This window comes from Dyadobacter sp. CY343 (assembly GCF_021390335.1).
Taxonomy (GTDB): domain Bacteria; phylum Bacteroidota; class Bacteroidia; order Cytophagales; family Spirosomataceae; genus Dyadobacter.
Genome location: NZ_JAJUXK010000006.1, coordinates 100,958 through 114,819 on the forward strand (window position 1 = coordinate 100,958; position 13,862 = coordinate 114,819).

10 protein-coding genes are annotated in these 13,862 nt (G+C 46.5%); 7 read left to right on the forward strand and 3 right to left on the reverse strand.

The genetic code is table 11. The annotated features are described in order from the left end of the window. Window positions 1–20 precede the first annotated feature (20 nt). From LZG94_RS20250 to LZG94_RS20280, 7 genes are all read left to right on the forward strand, one after another. Window positions 21–1,832 (forward strand): ABC transporter ATP-binding protein, encoded by a 1,812-nt coding sequence (locus LZG94_RS20250; RefSeq protein WP_233793610.1) that lies wholly within the window; start codon window positions 21–23, stop codon window positions 1,830–1,832. Window positions 1,833–1,846: 14 nt separating this feature from the next. Next, entirely contained in the window at window positions 1,847–3,664 is a 1,818-nt protein-coding gene (locus LZG94_RS20255; protein WP_233793611.1) for a MutS-related protein, read from the forward strand. Between the two features lie 128 nt (window positions 3,665–3,792). Further along, window positions 3,793–5,109 carry an RIP metalloprotease RseP gene (rseP, locus tag LZG94_RS20260; protein WP_233793612.1) on the forward strand — a complete coding sequence of 439 codons (1,317 nt, stop codon included), beginning with the start codon at window positions 3,793–3,795 and terminating at the stop codon, window positions 5,107–5,109. After that, window positions 5,087–5,629: a DUF6702 family protein gene (locus LZG94_RS20265; RefSeq protein WP_233793613.1), complete on the forward strand. Its 543-nt coding sequence runs from the start codon at window positions 5,087–5,089 to the stop codon at window positions 5,627–5,629. Before rseP ends, LZG94_RS20265 begins: the two co-directional genes overlap by 23 nt. 164 nt (window positions 5,630–5,793) lie before the next feature. Then, complete coding sequence (gene lon / locus LZG94_RS20270; protein WP_233793614.1) at window positions 5,794–8,271, forward strand: endopeptidase La; 2,478 nt, start codon at window positions 5,794–5,796, stop codon at window positions 8,269–8,271. Between the two features lie 106 nt (window positions 8,272–8,377). Next, window positions 8,378–9,874 (forward strand): tagaturonate reductase, encoded by a 1,497-nt coding sequence (locus LZG94_RS20275; RefSeq protein WP_233793615.1) that lies wholly within the window; start codon window positions 8,378–8,380, stop codon window positions 9,872–9,874. A gap of 60 nt (window positions 9,875–9,934) precedes the next feature. Next, entirely contained in the window at window positions 9,935–10,516 is a 582-nt protein-coding gene (locus tag LZG94_RS20280; RefSeq protein ID WP_233793616.1) for a Uma2 family endonuclease, read from the forward strand. Between the two features lie 5 nt (window positions 10,517–10,521). Here LZG94_RS20280 and LZG94_RS20285 read toward each other — a convergent pair whose 3' ends face one another. The 3 genes from LZG94_RS20285 to uxaC form a co-directional block, all read right to left on the reverse strand. Continuing rightward, on the reverse strand, window positions 10,522–11,187 hold the full coding sequence (locus LZG94_RS20285; RefSeq protein ID WP_233793617.1) for a bifunctional 4-hydroxy-2-oxoglutarate aldolase/2-dehydro-3-deoxy-phosphogluconate aldolase: 666 nt from the start codon (window positions 11,185–11,187) through the stop codon (window positions 10,522–10,524). Window positions 11,188–11,222: 35 nt separating this feature from the next. Next, window positions 11,223–12,218: a sugar kinase gene (locus tag LZG94_RS20290; protein ID WP_233793618.1), complete on the reverse strand. Its 996-nt coding sequence runs from the start codon at window positions 12,216–12,218 to the stop codon at window positions 11,223–11,225. Between the two features lie 144 nt (window positions 12,219–12,362). Next, window positions 12,363–13,787 carry a glucuronate isomerase gene (gene uxaC, locus LZG94_RS20295; protein ID WP_233793619.1) on the reverse strand — a complete coding sequence of 475 codons (1,425 nt, stop codon included), beginning with the start codon at window positions 13,785–13,787 and terminating at the stop codon, window positions 12,363–12,365. Window positions 13,788–13,862: the final 75 nt, after the last annotated feature.

Sequence of the window (13,862 nt, forward strand, 5' to 3'; positions counted from 1 at the left end):
TATGCACTATTTCGATCCAAATGGCCAAAACTGATAATACCGATCCTGCTAGATCTCCTTTTGCTATAAGAAAAATTAGCTGGAAAGGTCTGAAAACCACATTAAGTCTCTTTAAATACCTCCGTCCCTATCGCGTCACGTTCTTTATCGGGCTTGTATTTCTTGCACTTTCCACTGCCACGTCACTTGCATTTCCCAAGCTGGTAGGCAGTATGATCGAGGTGATCGAAGGGAAATCGAAATACACGATCAACCAGATTACGCTGTTTCTTTTTGTAGTATTAATTGGTCAGGCTGCCTTTTCCTATTTCAGGATATACCTCTTTACCAAGGTGAGTGAAATGGCGATGACGAATATTCGCCTCGACGTTTTCAGCAAGATTATCACATTGCCCATTACATTTCTCGAACAACGCCGCGTAGGCGAGCTGACAAGTCGGATTACGGCCGACGTATCTCAATTGCAGGGGTTACTTTCTTTTACCCTCGCCGAGATATTCCGCCAGCTTGCCACGTTGATCGTGGGTATGTTCATTCTTTTTTATACTTCGTGGAAACTCACATTATTCATGCTCGCCACGTTTCCGGTGCTGGTTGTTGCTTCGGTGTTTTTCGGGCGACATATGCGGCGGCTGGCCAGGAAGGCACAGGATGAACTTGCAGCGGCAAATGTAGTTGTCGAAGAAACGCTGCAGTCTATCCAAGTAGTGAAGGCTTTTACGAATGAACCTCTTGAAGTGGGCCGCTATCATACGATTCTAAGCCGGGTCGTCGATCTTTCGCTGCATGCAGCCACGTTTCGCGGTGGCTTCGCTTCCTTTATCATTTTTGCATTGTTTGGAGGAATTGTGGGTGTAGTATGGTATGGAGCAGGTTTGGTACAATCCGGTGAATTCGGCTTGTCCGATCTTTTCACATTTATATTATACACCACATTCATCGGCGCGTCGATCGGCGGCATGGGCGACTTGTACGCACAGGTGAACAAGACGATCGGAGCGTCAGAAAGGATATTCGAGATCCTGGAAGAAGAACCTGAAATATCCGTCGAAGAAGCCAGATCCGCAGCGCCCGGCGTTATTGACGGCCATATTGTTTACGATAATGTACATTTTTCCTACCCTTCCCGTCCCGATCTTCCGGTATTGAGAGGTATATCTTTTGAAATCAAGGCGGGTGAGAAAATCGCGCTGGTTGGGTACAGTGGCGCGGGCAAATCCACTATTATTCAACTACTAATGCGGTTTTACGATCACCGGTCGGGCGACATTCTGGTTGATGGAAAACCCGTTTCTGAATATGGTATCTCTGAGTTGCGGAAAAATATGGCGATCGTTCCGCAGGAGGTAATGCTTTTCGGCGGCACGATCTACGAAAATATTGCCTACGGAAAACCGACTGCTTCCCGCGAACAGATTTACGACGCAGCAAGAAGGGCGCACGCGCTGGATTTCATTGAATCTTTTCCAGAAAAGTTCGAGACTGTTGTGGGAGAAAGAGGTATTAAACTGTCGGGCGGCCAGCGGCAGCGCATTGCCATCGCGCGGGCTATTCTAAAAGATCCCAAAATACTGATCCTGGATGAAGCCACCAGCTCGCTGGATGCAGAATCTGAAAAACTGGTGCAGATCGCTTTGGACGAACTGATGAAGGGGCGCACCACGATCGTGATCGCGCACAGACTGGCGACGATCCGGAAAGTGGATATGATATACGTAATCCGCGAAGGCCAGATCGCCGAGTCGGGCAGTCACCAGCAACTGTCACTCCTCAACAACGGTCTTTACGCCAACCTCATCAAATTGCAGTTTGAAACTGCCGAAAGCAATTAATGTAACCCGCCATTTTGAAAACTTCCTCCCAAATTTTCTTTGAAAAAGAGCTGGCAGATGCGCAAGTCGCTGAAAAGTCTGCTCAGGAAACGTCGAATATACTTTCCGTTGCGCGTCTGGCGACGTTTTTGGTGATCCTGCTTCTGGTCTGGCTCTGGAACAATAGCGGCCAGGCGGCCTGGGGAGTCGGTATCGCGATCTTGCTGGTGGCCTTTTTAGTATTAATGCGAAAACATCAGCAAGTAAAGCGTAGACGCAACTTTCTAAAGAATATCCAGGACATTAACGAAGATGAGATCGCACGTCTGCAACTCCGGTTCAAACGGACGGATACCGGCTTGCATTTTGTGGAAAAGGAACACGCGTACGTGTCTGATCTTGACATTTTCGGAGATTATTCCCTTTACAAATTGCTCAACCGAACGCGCACTTCGGAAGGAAGCAGGCGACTTGCCAACTGGCTGAAAAACCACGCCACTCCGGCGGAAGTTCTTGAAAGACAGCAAGCCGCGGCGGATTTCAAGGCATATCCACAATTAATCCAGACGTGGGAAGCGACTGCATTACTGCACGAACACGCCGCTTCGCAAATTACCTCCTTCCGCGCGTGGACCAATGAAACCTTGGATGCGAAGTTAACCAACCTGCTGAAATGGCGCTGGTTTCCGATAGTTACACTCGCGGTACTGGCATTAATCATCGCCAACATTGTCCCCGTCTGGGCTATTTTTATTTGCCTGGCTGTTCACGGGGTGATATTGAGAAGTTTCCAGGGAACGATTCAGCAGATCACAAGCAGAACTACTACGCTGGGGCGAACTTTGGTTGCCTACGCCGAGCTGCTGGACAATGCGGAGTCGGCACCGTATGCCGCCAGCTGGTGGGCACAGCGAAAAGCATTGATTGCAGGTTCTTCAAAATCGCTGCATAAGGCGGGAGGTCTATTTGAAATGCTGGACTATCGGAACAATCCGTTTTTCGCGATTTTTGTGGGTATATCGACGCTTTGGGATATCCACTGCCTGGCGGGACTCGAAAGCTGGAAGGAAATCAATCAATCGAAATTGTGGCATTGGCTCGACGTGCTGGCAGACACCGAAGCAATGAACAGCCTTGCAGGACACGCATTCGCTAACCCGGAATATGTGGTACCTGCCGTTTTAGACCAGCAAAAGGTATTTATTAAAACAACAACAATGGGCCACCCGCTGATCCCGGCTGAAAAACGCGTAAGTAACGATTTTTCACTGGATGGAACGGGCTCGACCATGTTGGTAACCGGCTCTAATATGTCTGGGAAAAGCACTTTCCTGCGTACTATCGGGCTTAACCTGGTACTTGCACAAATGGGTTCGGTGGTAAGTGCCGCCAACTTTACCTGCGCGCCGGTCCGCGTTTTCAGCAGTATGCGAACGCAGGATTCACTTGAAGAAAGCACTTCTTCGTTTTATGCTGAGTTAAAAAGGCTGAAACTGTTACTGGAACTGGCTTCTGAAACTGCTTCCGCACCCGTTTTTTATCTTTTAGATGAAATATTAAAAGGTACTAACTCGGCCGACCGGCACAGGGGAGCCGAGGCATTGATCCGACAGCTGCATAACAAAAACGCTTCGGGGCTGGTATCCACGCACGATCTGGAACTCGGGCAATGGGGAGAAACAGAAAACTATGTTCACAATTTCCATTTCCGTTCGGATGTGGAAGAGGGGCGCCTGCATTTCGATTACCGCCTTCATGAGGGAATTTGCAAAAGCTTCAACGCCTCGGAACTGATGCGCATGATGGGTATTGAAATCGACCTGCCGGAGAAAAATACCGCTGATTTGGACTAAGCGGGCATTTTTATCCTAATCGAAGTATTTACGTAACTTTACTGATTACATTTACGTTTCTAATGCTGGGAAAAGCAGCAGCTTTTCAATTTGTCTATTCGAATTACTAATAACGATTAATCACCTGAATGGAAGTATTAATAATGGCAGGACAGCTCATTTTGGGCTTGTCAATTTTGGTAGGGTTACACGAATGGGGGCATATGGCAGCTGCCAAGATGTTCGGGATGAGGGTTGAAAAATATTTCATCGGATTTCCTCCCAAAATATTCAGCATTCAGCGCGGAGAGACAGAATATGGTATTGGCGCGATCCCGCTCGGAGGGTTTGTGAAGATTTCAGGTATGATCGACGAATCGATGGACACCGAGTCGATGAACAAGGAGCCTCAGCCCTGGGAATTCCGTTCAAAACCTGCCTGGCAGCGTTTAATCGTTATGTTGGGAGGTATTATCGTCAATGTGGTCGTAGGTATTTTCATTTTCATCCTCATAGCATACCGCGAAGGCGACCAGTTTCTTTCTATTAATGAAGTCAACAAATACGGTATTGTAGCAGGCGATCTGGCACAGGAAATCGGTCTGCGGACAGGCGATAAAATCGTAAAGGTGAATGGAAAACCCCTTATTAATTTTAATGAGGTTGTGAGTTCGGAAGTGTTCTTAGGAAGTAACAGCTCCTACACTGTAAACCGTGGCGGCAAAGAGGTTTTGATTGAAATACCTAATAATTTTATTGAAAAACTGTCTGACCCTCAGGAAAAAGGAAACTTTATCCGCGCTCAGGAACCGTTTAAAATAGGCGAAATTAAGGCTGATTCTCCTGCTGAAACAGCTGGTCTGCAAACCGGCGATCAGGTAATATCCCTGAATGGAAAACCGATTCAGTTCTTTCACCAGATGCAGGATGAGCTGGGTAAGCTGAAAGGCAAACAAACTGAGGTGATCGTGCAAAGAGGAGCGGAACAAAAGCCGCTTAAACTGGATGTTTCTGAGGACGGTACCATTGGTTTTTATCGCACTACATTATTGAATTACACTGCGGTTGAATACACGCTGGGCCAGGCTATAAAAGTGGGGACAAACGATGCTTTCGCTATCGTATTTGATAATATTAAAGGTTTTGGTAAGATCTTCCGCGGCGAAGTTTCTGCTTCAAAGGCACTGAGCGGCCCGATTGGTATTGCCAGGATGTTTGGCGGTGTGTGGGATTGGAGCCGCTTCTGGTACCTGACAGGACTTTTATCGATGGTACTTGCATTCATGAATGCATTACCGATCCCGGCACTTGACGGCGGACACGCGGTAATACTTACTTACGAAATTGTTTCAGGCCGCAAGCCTTCGGACGCTTTCCTTGAAAATGCACAGAAAGTTGGGATGGTCCTGCTACTTGGCTTAATGGCATTTGCAATCTTCAACGATGTTTGGAAAGCTGTTTTTTAGGGGAGGAAGGAGGAAGGGATTTATATTTCCATTCTTCTTCCTCCCTTCCCTCCTTTCCTCCTTCCTCCTTTTATTATCACTCACGCCGAAACACGAATACCATGTTTCGGTGACGCACATGCAGTACAATCCTTCTGCCAGATCGTTTGAAGTGAGTATCCGGATCTTTACGGACGATCTTGAGAGAGCATTAGCACAAAGCAATAACGGACAGCGATTCATTGTCAGAAATGACGATAAGAACGATCCGTTCGTTGAAAAATACATTCGCAAAGCATTCGTGCTGAGTGATGCACAAAAAAGACCTGCGGAGATACGTTATGTGGGCAAAGAGCAGGAAGAAGATGCAACCTGGATCTATCTGGAAATACCTTTTCAGGGAAAACTGGAAGGATATAAACTCCGGAACGAGGCGTTGATGGAGGTTTTCGATGACCAGGTAAATATGACCAATCTCAAATTTACCTCAGACAAAAAAACCTTCCTTTTTAAAAAGGGACAGTCGGTACACATGCTCTGATGTGCCGCTTTACATAGCCTGACACGAGCTTATTGGCATGGCTATTTTGTTTTATTATACCTTTCTTTTGAAAGTCGTTATTTATATATTGGGAAAACGTTATCTGTCAATTTGGCAGAATGCCTATGAAATTTGAACCTTCTGACTTATATAGTCGGCTACTTATGTCTGAATCCGACATGGACAGCCTAGAAATTGTCCCCCTCGGCGGACCCGATGGATCCGATGAGCCTTTTGAACTCCCTAATGAACTTGCCATATTACCGATCAGACAGACCGTGTTATTTCCGGGAATGGTTATTCCGGTAACTGTGGTGCGTCAGAAAGCAATTCGTCTGGTCAAGAAAATATATCGTAATTCTGACATCAATCAGCGGATACTGGGTGCAGTTACCCAGGCGATTCCGCACAAGGAAGACCCTACGGCCGAAGATTTATACAATGTCGGCACAGTAGCGCAGATCCTGAAAATGATCACGCTTCCGGACGGGAACGTAACGATCATCGTGCAGGGACGGCAGCGTTTCGAGATCAAATCGATCATTCACGAAGAACCTTATCTGACTGCCGAAGTGCGTGCAATCGACGATTCATTTGTGGGTCCTACCAAGAAAGAGTCGAAAGCTTTGCTGCAATCGCTGCGTGACGGTGCGCACAAGATCATGCGTTTGAATCCTGAAATACCGCAGGAAGCGCGCATTGCACTGGATAATATCGAAAGCCCGATCTTCCTGATCCACTTTTTGTCTTCCAATATTAATGTGGAAGTTGCAGATAAACAAAAGCTGCTGGAAGAACGGAACGGTCACAAACAGGCTACACTTCTGCTGCAATATATGATGCGGGAGATTGAAATGCTGGAATTGAAAAGGGAGATCCAGACCAAAGCCAGCTCGGATATTGATCAGCAGCAACGTGATTATTTCCTGCGCCAACAAATCAAAGTGCTTCACGATGAACTGGGGATGGACAGCCCGGAGCGGGATCTGGACGAAATCCGGTTGAAGGCCAGTCAGAAAAAATGGTCTGATCAGGTGCGTGCGCATTTTGAGAAAGAACTTACGAAGTTACAGCGCATTAACCCAATGGCGCCCGAATACCCGGTAACGATGAATTACCTGGAAACACTCGTGGATTTGCCGTGGGGCCAATATACCAAAGACAATTTTGACCTGGTAAGAGCACAAAAAGTACTTGACTCTGATCATTTTGGACTTGAAAAAGTAAAAGAGCGGATCATCGAATACCTCGCGGTTTTAAAACTGAAAGGAAACCTCAAAGCGCCGATCCTTTGCCTTTACGGACCTCCTGGGGTCGGTAAAACTTCACTCGGTAAGTCTATCGCGAAAGCATTGAACCGGGAATATATCAGAATGGCGCTCGGCGGTGTTCATGACGAAGCAGAGATTCGCGGTCACCGGAAAACATATATCGGCGCCATGCCGGGTAAGATCATTCAGAATATCAAAAAAGCAGGATCCGCGAATCCGGTTTTTATATTGGATGAAATTGATAAAGTGAGCTCCGATTATCGCGGAGATCCTTCTTCTGCATTGCTGGAAGTTCTTGATCCTGAGCAAAATTCATCATTTACAGACAATTACCTGGAAGTTGAATACGATCTTTCCAAAGTATTGTTCGTAGCTACTGCGAATGCACTGGATACCATTCACCCCGCCCTGCGCGACCGGATGGAAATCATTGAAATGACAGGTTATACGATCGAAGAGAAATTACAGATCGCGAAACGGTACCTGGTTCCAAAGCAAAGAAAAGACCACGGACTTAAAGCAACCGATATCAAAATCGACGATTCGGCCCTGCTACGGATTGCCGAAGGTTATACCAGAGAATCGGGCGTGAGGAACCTGGAACAGAAAGTTGGGACGGTGGTAAGGAAGATTGCCAAGGCGGTGGCCATGGAGCAGGATTATCCCAAAACGCTTAAAGGTGATCAGGTTGAAAAATATCTGGGCGCCGAGATTTTTGATAAAGATCTTTACCAGGATAATGATTTTGCTGGTGTTGTAACCGGTCTTGCGTGGACTTCTGTCGGCGGTGAGATCCTTTTTATAGAAACCAGTCTGAGCCGTGGCAAAGGAAATCTGACCCTTTCCGGCCAGCTTGGTGATGTGATGAAAGAATCGGCCGTAGCTGCATTGTCGTACCTGAAAGCAAATGCCGACAGGATCGGTATCGACTACCGCATTTTCAACCATTATGACCTCCATGTACACGTTCCCGCCGGTGCTGTTCCAAAAGACGGACCTTCGGCCGGTGTAACGATGGTCACTTCAATGGCCTCTATTTTCACGCAGCGCAGGGTTAAGCCTTTCATCGCAATGACGGGAGAAATTACCCTAAGAGGCAAAGTACTTCCTGTTGGCGGTGTCAAGGAAAAGATACTCGCAGCGAGACGGGCCGGTGTGAAGGAGATTGTTTTGTGTGTAAAAAACCGCAAAGACGTGGAAGAAGTACCAGCCAATTACATCAAGGATCTGTCATTCCATTACGTGGATACAGTCGATCAGGTGCTGGCTTATGCTTTACTGCCGGAACAGGTCGCGGACCCCATGCACTTTGTTTTTCCGGATGAAAAAAGGGAAAAAGAAGAAAGCGGTTATGTGACGGTTGGAGCCTGAGCTAAGATATAAAAATAGTTGAAGAGGCGCCTTGTGCGCCTCTTTTTCATTATAGGGGTATTGGCATAAAAATTGCGTCCAATCTTATGAAACTATCCTGATCAAAATGTCTTTACCGCAACTTTCCCCCGAACTGCTGGACCAGCATCCTGAAATTTTATCAAATCACAGGAATCTGCTAGCCTTACCTGAAAAAATTATCCAGTTCGGAACTGGTGTATTGTTGCGCGGCCTGCCCGATTATTTTGTTAATAAGGCCAATCAGCAGGGGATTTTTAATGGGAGAATCGTAGTTGTGAAATCGACCAGCAGTGGCGGTACTGACGCTTTTAACCAGCAACAAAGTCTGTATTCCCACAGTATTCGAGGTATTGTTAACGGAAAGCAGGTTGATGAAACGGTGATCAACTGCGCGATCAGCCGCACGCTTGCAGCCAGCGAAGATTGGGCTGTGATACTTAAATGCGCGCATAACCCCGAATTGAAGATCGCCATTTCAAACACCACCGAAGTAGGCATTCAACTTGCTGACGACGATATTTTCGCCTCGCCTCCTACTTCCTTTCCAGGTAAACTGACCGCCTATTTATACGAGCGTTTCAAGGCATTTGGTGGTTCAAAAGAGTCAGGAATGGTGATCGTACCCACTGAGCTGATCGTCGGGAATGGTACCAAATTGCGTTCTATCGTACTCGAACAAGCGTCGCGGCACCAGCTTGGGGATGCATTCATCAACTGGCTCGAAAATGATAATTTCTTTTGCAACTCACTGGTAGACAGAATTGTGCCCGGTAAGCCGGACGCGGAAAGTGTGGCGTTAATCTCTGAGAAGTTGGGTTTCCGCGACGATCTATTGATTATTTCAGAAGTGTACGCGCTCTGGGCGATCGAAGGTGACGCTCATATTCGTTCGGTTTTGAGCTTTGCCGAAGCAGATAGTGGCGTAGTCATTGAACCGGATATCGACCTTTACAGAGAACTGAAATTGAGGCTGCTCAATGGTACGCACACCTTGTCGTCCGGACTCTGCTTTTTGCATGGTTTAGAAACGGTGAAGGAGAGTATGGATACGCCGGAGATCGCGCAATTCGTCACCGACCTGATGCTCAACGAGCTGGCTCCATCGATACCTTTTTCCGTAGATCCACAACGCGCACAGGAGTTTGGAAACCAGGTACTTGATCGTTTCAGAAATCCATTTATCAGGCACCAATTAATTGATATTACGGTACAATACACAGCCAAAATGAAAATGCGCAATATCCCGACGTTATTGCAGCACTACAAAAATACCGATGAGGCTCCTTTGCTTTTTGCAAGAGGGTTTGCTGCTTTCCTGAACTTCATGAAGCCTGTTGTGCACAAAGACGATGCTTATTATGGAGAACTGAATGGACAACCCTATTCAATCCGCTGCGATTCCGCTCCTTATTTTGACGAAAAATGGAAAAATTCCGCATCGCCCATCGACCTCGCCCAGCAAGTATTAAGTGATATTGAATTGTGGGACACAGACTTAACCCTGCTCCCCGGCTTCGCGGATGCAGTAAAGGAAAATATGGTTGATAAGGTGGAGGTTTTGACGATTGTTCCTAAGAATTGATAGAAAACCGGAGTTTTCTTTACACGGTTGGTATGCTTATATTTGAGAAAATGACGCATTATGATTCTTCCATTAAATCTTCCGGTTCACGATTCTTTTAGTGATGAAGAGCTACTGGCATTCAGCCTCGCAAATCCTGAATTGTCGGTTGAAAGAGATGAGCATGGGCAACTCTTCATCAATATGACACCAACTTTTGCAATCAGTAGCTCCAATAACAGCGAGCTGATTACCGAACTGGGAATTTGTAACAGAAAATACAAAGCAGGTAAGGTTTTGGAATCGAATGGCGGATATTTCCTGCCCGATTCCTCCATGCGTGTCCCCGATGTAGCATGGATACGGCTGGATCGATGGAATGCGATGAGTATTTCAGAGAAAAAGTCTTTTCCTCATTTAGCGCCGGATTTTATCATTGAGTTGAAATCAGAGACGGACAGCCTGGCAGATTTACAAAACAAGATGGAGAAGTGGATTACAAATGGAGTCCGGTTGGGCTGGCTTATTTGTACTGATAAACAGATTACCTACATCTATGAAGCGGGCGCGCCTGTTACAAGTATAAAATTTGAAGAAACGATTTCAGGCGGATCAGTTTTAAATAACTTCTCTGTCCGCCTGAGTGATATTCTTGAATATTAAAGTCGCTAGCTATTACTTCTGAACTCTTTCACCAAAGCAATACTCTCAGCAACTTTCTGCTCGATCCAGGAATAATTACCTTCGGCGACGATATCTTTCGGGAACAAGTTTGAACCCAAACCGACCGCATAAGCGCCTGCTCCAAACCATTCGCTGATACTTTCCCGCGTGGGCTGTACACCTCCTGTTACCATGATCTTCACTTTCGGCATCGGGCCGCGGATCGCTTTTACAAATGCAGATCCTACTACATCGCCGGGGAAAAGTTTTACAACCTCAGCGCCAGCCTGCTGTGCATTATAGATCTCTGTCAAAGTCGCTACACCAGGAATCCAGGGGATATTTGCTTTCAAACAAGCCTCACCCACTGCCGGGTTAAGAAATGGTGTCACGATAAAGTCGGTCCCTGCATCGATAAATTTTTGCGCGGTTTCGGCATCGTAAATAGTACCGATACCCAGCGAAAGCCCGGGAAGGGATTCTTTGGTATAAGCCAGCAATTCCGAAAATACCGTAAATGCATTATCGCCGCGGTTAGTAAACTCGATCGCCCTGGCGCCGCCTCGGTAGCTCGCATTGATAATCTCTTTCGCAACTTCTATATCTGCATGGTAGAACAGCGGCACAATGCCCACTTCGTTCAATAGTACCAACGTTGTTTCTTTATCCATATCTACATGCTGTCAATGAATTGCAGCTTTTAATTTTATCTTTTAATTCTTCCCGAAGTCTCCCCCTGACGAATCGCCTCTACTTCTGCAATGGTCGAGATCAGCGCGTCGCCTTCGATCGTGTGCTTTAATGCAGAAGCCGCAACTCCGAATTCCAGCGCTTTTTGCTGGTCGTCGAATGTGATCAGGCCGTGGATCAGTCCCGCGATGAATGCGTCGCCGCCGCCTACCCTGTCGATGATCGGGTTGATTTCAATATCTTCCGTTTGCAGCAGCTCACTTCCATTCCACAAATAAGCCCTTAACAGGTTATGTGAGGCACTTATCGAAGTCCGTTTTGTGTCTACGACTGCACTTACCTGCGGATATTCCTTCTGTAAATTGACGCAGGATTCGCGGAAATCGTTTCCTCCTATCCCGAAAATCTCCTTTATATTTTCACTGTTAGCAATCACAATATCAGTTCCGGCTGTCAGTTCCGGCAACACTTCCGAAGGTTTTTTACCATATTTCCACAAATTAGCCCGATAGAAAATATCACCTGAAACGGTCAGCCCATACTTTCTGGCGACTTTAATACCGTCCAGCAAAGCATCGGCCGCACCCTGCGACAAAGCTGGCGTAATACCCGCCCAGTGAAACCATTTAGCATCTTTTAATATACTATCCCAATCGATTTCCTTTGGGTCAATTTCGGCAAGAGACGAATTAGCTCGGTCGTAAACGATCTGGCTGCCACGCAACGCAGCACCCGTTTCAAGATAATAAACGGCCATTCTAGGCCCGCCGTAAATGATATGCGAAATATCGACACCGTGAAATTGCAGATATTGCGCAGCCGCACGGCCTATTGGCGAATCGGGAAAACGCGTAACATGCGCAGTATGGTGTCCCCAATACGCCAAAGCGGTCGACACATTGGCCTCGCCACCGGCGTAAGTCACATTGAACTGTCGAGCCTGTTCAAAACGGGAGAAACCAGGAGTGGAGAGTCGCATCAGGACTTCACCGAAAGAGACGATTTGAGCCATATTTGGAATGGTACCCTTGCTGTAATGAATTAAAACAAAGGCTTTTGAAAGATTAACAATTAGTCAAAAATAGCATTAAACATCAAAATAGCCCATAACAATGCGTTTTGGGCTATTTATTTATATTCTTAGAAATTCAGTTTGTTAAAAACCAAAGTATTTGCTCGCGTTGTTGTACGAAATATCCTGCACCATTTTGCCAAGCCAGGGCATATCATTTGGTAACTCCCCATTTTCGACGTCGGTTCCGATCAGATTACACAATATCCTCCTGAAATATTCGTGTCTCGGGTAAGATAGAAAACTGCGTGAATCAGTGAGCATTCCTACAAACCGGCTTAGTAAGCCCATATTGGAAAGTGCATTCATCTGGCGTTCCATACCATCCTTTTGATCCAAAAACCACCAGCCTGAGCCAAACTGCATTTTGCCTGCGATCGTACCGTCATTATAATTGCCGGTCATCGTGGCCAGTACTTCATTATCTCCGGGATTAAGGTTATAAAGGATCGTTTTGGCCAGCTGATCCGTTGAATCAAGCTTATTCAAAAACTTGGAAAGTGCCTGCGCCTGGCTATAATCGCCTATTGAATCCCAGCCTGTATCCGGTCCGAGCTCGCGCAGCATTCGCTCGTTATTGTTTCTTAATGCGCCTAAATGAAATTGCTGGGTCCAGGATTTCTCATGGTCAATTTTGGCAAGGTCAAATAAAAGCATTGATTTAAATGCAGTTCGCTGCTCCTCACTCGCGACCTGACCATTTTTAGTAATTTCAAAAGCCTGCTTCGCCGCTTCCTCATCAAAAGTCGCATAAATGTGCTCCAAACCATGATCTGACAGCTTCCCGCCCATTGAGGCGAAAAAATCATGGCGGTTCCGCAAAGCATCCAGCAGCTCCTGGTAAGAGTTGATATTGGCTCTTCCGGAAGCAGCCGCCAATTTCGAAAGGTAGGCATTAAAATCCTCCGGCGAATCGACCAAAAGCATGGACTTATCCGGCCGGAATGTAGGTAATACCTTGATATTAAAGCCAGCCTGTTCAATTGCACGATGGTATTCGAGCGAATCAATCGGATCGTCCGTCGTGCAGATCACTTTTACATTCATCTTGTTCAGCAGGCTCCTCACCGAAAAATCGGGTTGTTTAAGCTTCGCCGAACATTCATCGTAAATCTCTCTTGCTGAATCTTTATTGAGGATAATATCGATGTCAAAATAGCGCAGCAACTCCAAATGCGTCCAGTGGTACAAAGGATTTCGCATTGTGTAAGGTACCGTCGCCGCCCACTGTTCAAACTTCTCCCAATCGCTCGCATTACCTGTACAGAACCGCTCATTGATCCCGTTCGCACGCATTGCCCGCCACTTATAGTGATCGCCGTAAAGCCAGGCTTGCGTCAGGTTTTCAAACTGCTTGTCTTCCGCAATCTGATCGGGCGGCAAATGACAGTGGTAGTCGATAATCGGCATTTCCTTAGCATAATCATGATAAAGGATACGCGCCGCTTCGGAACGAAGAAGAAAATCCTCAGAGATAAAAGTCTTTTGAGCGGTTGTTATTGAAGTCATTTTAGTAGGCTATTTCTTGTTTTTACCCCCAACCCCCTAAAAGGGGGCTATTAAGGATCTATTAAAAGTCCCCTT

Excerpts from the sequence above, each read along its gene's own strand:
- LZG94_RS20275 (WP_233793615.1), top strand. The coding sequence starts at position 8,378 with ATGTCTTTACCGCAACTTTCCCCCGAACTGCTGGACCAGCATCCTGAA.
- LZG94_RS20285 (WP_233793617.1), bottom strand. The coding sequence starts at position 11,187 with ATGGATAAAGAAACAACGTTGGTACTATTGAACGAAGTGGGCATTGTG.
- lon (WP_233793614.1), top strand. The coding sequence starts at position 5,794 with ATGTCTGAATCCGACATGGACAGCCTAGAAATTGTCCCCCTCGGCGGA.
- uxaC (WP_233793619.1), bottom strand. The coding sequence starts at position 13,787 with ATGACTTCAATAACAACCGCTCAAAAGACTTTTATCTCTGAGGATTTT.
- LZG94_RS20280 (WP_233793616.1), top strand. The coding sequence starts at position 9,935 with ATGATTCTTCCATTAAATCTTCCGGTTCACGATTCTTTTAGTGATGAA.
- LZG94_RS20265 (WP_233793613.1), top strand. The coding sequence starts at position 5,087 with ATGTTTGGAAAGCTGTTTTTTAGGGGAGGAAGGAGGAAGGGATTTATA.
- LZG94_RS20250 (WP_233793610.1), top strand. The coding sequence starts at position 21 with ATGGCCAAAACTGATAATACCGATCCTGCTAGATCTCCTTTTGCTATA.
- rseP (WP_233793612.1), top strand. The coding sequence starts at position 3,793 with ATGGAAGTATTAATAATGGCAGGACAGCTCATTTTGGGCTTGTCAATT.
- LZG94_RS20290 (WP_233793618.1), bottom strand. The coding sequence starts at position 12,218 with ATGGCTCAAATCGTCTCTTTCGGTGAAGTCCTGATGCGACTCTCCACT.